This window comes from Rhodococcus sp. O3 (assembly GCF_048897285.1).
Taxonomy (GTDB): Bacteria; Actinomycetota; Actinomycetes; order Mycobacteriales; family Mycobacteriaceae; genus Rhodococcus.
Genome location: NZ_JBMBTE010000247.1, coordinates 1 through 3,507, shown reverse-complemented (window position 1 = coordinate 3,507; position 3,507 = coordinate 1). Strand labels below are relative to the sequence as shown.

The 3,507-nt window shown below is 69.6% G+C and carries 4 protein-coding genes; all 4 read right to left on the bottom strand.

All coding sequences use genetic code 11. The features are described 5' to 3' along the window. The coding region (gene proB, locus ACN675_RS28415; protein ID WP_420753995.1) for a glutamate 5-kinase at window positions 1–773 on the bottom strand (773 nt) is incomplete at its 3' end. Between the two features lie 35 nt (window positions 774–808). Then, window positions 809–2,266, bottom strand: a complete 1,458-nt coding sequence (gene obgE / locus ACN675_RS28410; protein WP_420753994.1) for a GTPase ObgE — start codon at window positions 2,264–2,266, stop codon at window positions 809–811. Window positions 2,267–2,438: 172 nt separating this feature from the next. After that, entirely contained in the window at window positions 2,439–2,702 is a 264-nt protein-coding gene (rpmA, locus tag ACN675_RS28405; RefSeq protein WP_197250142.1) for a 50S ribosomal protein L27, read from the bottom strand. A 37-nt stretch (window positions 2,703–2,739) separates the two neighbouring features. Next, on the bottom strand, window positions 2,740–3,051 hold the full coding sequence (gene rplU / locus ACN675_RS28400; RefSeq protein WP_197250141.1) for a 50S ribosomal protein L21: 312 nt from the start codon (window positions 3,049–3,051) through the stop codon (window positions 2,740–2,742). Between the last annotated feature and the right edge of the window lie 456 nt (window positions 3,052–3,507).

Sequence of the window (3,507 nt, the reverse complement as noted above, 5' to 3'; positions counted from 1 at the left end):
GCGAAGGCGGTGCCGACGTCCGCGGTCGTGAGCGCCCGATCGGCCTGCGAGGCGGCGGTGAGCAGCACCGGTACCCCCGAGTCGGCGGCCAGTCGCGCCGCGGACAGCTTCGACGCCATCCCGCCGGTGCCGAGTGCGCCGCCGGATCCGGCGACGACCCCGTCGAGGTCCTCGGGGCTGGTGACCTCGGGGATCAGCGTGGCGTTGCCCTTGCGGGGATCACCGTCGTAGAGACCGTCCACGTCCGACAGCAGGATCAGCGCGTCGGCACCGACGAGGTGCGAGACGAGCGCCGCGAGCCGGTCGTTGTCGCCGAACCGCAGTTCCGTGGTCGCGACCGTGTCGTTCTCGTTGACGACCGGAACGGCGTGCAGCGCCCGCAGCCGGTCCAGGGTGCGCTGCGCGTTGCGGTGCTGGGTCCGGCGGCCGATGTCGTCCGCGGTGAGCAGCACCTGACCGACGGTGCGTCCGTAGCGGGCGAAGGACGTGCCCCACGCGTGGGCGAGCGCGAGCTGGCCGACGCTGGCGGCGGCCTGCTTGGTGGCCAGGTCGCGAGGACGGCTGGTCAGCCCGAGCGGCGCGAGACCGGCCCCGACCGCCCCGGAGGACACGACCGTGAGGTCGGATCCTGCCTGCATGCGGGCCTCGATCGCGTCGACGAGCCGGTCCAGGCGGTCACGGTCGAGGCCGCCGACCACGCTGGTGATGGCCGACGAGCCGATCTTCACGACTACGCGGCGTGCGGAAGCGATGACCTCGCGGGTGTCGCTCACGGTGGTTCTGGCCTGCCTTTCGGGTGGGCGCCGATCTAGAATTCGTCGTCGTCGGTGGCGAGACCGCGACGGACCTTCTTCGCGTGGCGGCGCTCGGATGCGCTGACGCGGTCGACCTGGTCGAGCCGCGCGTCGGTGCCGCGTCCGGTGGGCACGATGTCCACACCGGCCTGCGTCTGCGGCTCCCATTCGAAGCTGACGTCGCCGATGGTGACGTAGCAGCCCGGCTCGGCGCCCTGCTTGACGAGTTCTTCCTCGACCCCGAGCCGTGCGAGCCGGTCGGCGAGGTAGCCCACGGCCTCGTCGTTGTCGAACGCGGTCTGCCGCACCCAGCGTTCCGGCCGGGTGCCGCGGACGATGAAACCGCCGGGGGTCTCCGGGTCGGCGATGACGCTGAAGCCGGATTCGTCGCGCGCCACCGGCCGGATGACCGGACGCTTCGGTGCCGCCGGCGGATGCGCGGCCCGGTACTCCTCGACCATCCGGGCCAGCGCGAACGTCAGCGGACGCAGACCTTCACGGCTGACCGCCGAGATGGTGAACACCGGCCAGCCGCGGGCCTCGAGTTCCGGGGTGACGAACTCGGCGAGTTCGGCGGCGTCGGGCACGTCGGCCTTGTTCAGGATGACGATCCGGGGCCGGTCGGCGAGGTCGCCGAGGCTGCTGTCCCCCGACAGCGCCGGCTGGTAGGCGGCGAGTTCGGCTTCGAGTGCGTCGATGTCGGAGATCGGGTCCCGGCCCGGTTCGAGGGTCGCGCAGTCGACGACGTGGGCGAGCACCGCGCAGCGTTCGATGTGCCGCAGGAAGTCCAGGCCCAGGCCGCGGCCTTCGCTCGCGCCCGGGATCAGGCCCGGCACGTCGGCGACGGTGAAGGTCGTGTCGCCCGACTGCACGACACCGAGATTCGGGACCAGCGTGGTGAACGGGTAGTCGGCGATCTTCGGCTTTGCCGCGGACAGCACCGACACCAGCGACGACTTGCCCGCGGACGGGAAACCGAGCAGGCCCACGTCGGCGACGGACTTGAGTTCGAGGACGAGGTCGCGCTCCTCACCTTCTTCACCGAGCAGCGCGAAGCCGGGAGCCTTGCGGGCCTTGGACGCGAGCGCGGCGTTGCCGAGGCCACCGCGGCCGCCCTTCGCCGCGACGAACCGGTTGCCGACGCCGATGAGGTCGGCGAGCACCTTTCCGTCGGAGTCGAGGACGACGGTGCCGTCGGGCACCTTGAGCACCAGGTCGCCGCCGTTCGCGCCGTCGCGGTTGCTGCCCGCGCCCTGCGCGCCGTTGGTGGCCTTGGCGTGCTGGTGGAAGTGGAAGTCGAGCAGCGTGTGCACGTTGCCGTCCACTTCGAGGATCACGTCGCCGCCGTTGCCCCCGTTACCGCCGTCGGGGCCGCCGAGCGGCTTGAACTTCTCGCGATGGACGGAGGCGCAACCGTTGCCGCCCTTGCCGGCGCTGACGTGCAGCACCACCCGGTCGATGAAGCGGGACATGGGTGGACCTCTCTCCGTCCGAAGAACCGATGACATTCGGCATCGGGGTATATACGAAAACCAGGGGTGTAAACGAAAACAGTAGGGGCGGACCGGGTATGCGACCCTGGTCCGCCCCTACTGGGAGTATGTCGCGAGGGACACCCTCGCAGCGTCCGAATCGGACGGCAGATCAGGCGTCTGCCGCGACCGGAACGATGTTGACGGTCTTGCGACCGCGCTTGGTGCCGAACTCGACCGAGCCGGCAGCAAGGGCGAACAGCGTGTCGTCGCCGCCGCGTCCCACGTTCACGCCGGGGTGGAAGTGGGTGCCGCGCTGACGCACGAGGATCTCGCCGGCGTTGACGGCCTGGCCGCCGAACCGCTTGACGCCGAGTCGCTGCGCGTTCGAATCGCGACCGTTACGGGAGCTGGATGCGCCCTTCTTGTGTGCCATGACGAACCCTCCTGGGGTTGAAGCTGGAAGTCTCGAGTTACTTGATGCCGGTGACCTTGACGACCGTCAGCTTCTGACGGTGGCCCTGGCGCTTGTGGTAACCGGTCTTGTTCTTGAACTTGTGAATGCGGATCTTCGGGCCCTTGGTGTGCTCGACGATCTCACCGGTGACCGAGACCTTGGCCAGCTTGTCGGCGTCGGTGGTCAGCTCGGACCCGTCGACGACGAGGACCGGAGCAAGCGAGACAGCCGTGCCGGGCTCACCCTCGATCTTCTCGACCTTGACGAGGTCGCCCTCAGCGACCTTGTACTGCTTACCGCCGGTCTTGACGATCGCGTACGTTGCCATCGGACGGCTACCCCTTGCTAGTTCGAACGTGCTCGCGCCACGGTGTGCAGCGCGACTGGTCTGTGTGGTTGCTGACTCGGAGCCCGCAATCTTGCCCGATTTCTCGGATTTCCCGGAATCCAGGCGCAGCACGGCTCTATCGCGAGTAGCGACTGTGCAAGATTACGGGAAGGTGACTGCCAGGGTCAAACCGGTGACACCCGACTGTGTCGGACACCGCCCGCGCTGTGTCGAACAACGTCCGGCGCCCCGGCAGCCACCGTCACCGGCCCGCACACAACGGGCCGGTGACGGTTTCCTACGCTTCGGCTCCCTACGCTTCGGCGTCGACCGGCGGACCCGCGGGCCGGCCGGCGGCCCGCCGTCGGCGAGGACGGCGTTCCACGACCACGGGAGCCGGTTCGCCGTCTCCGGCTGCGACGGCCGGTGCCGGTGTCGCCACGGGCGCCTCGACGA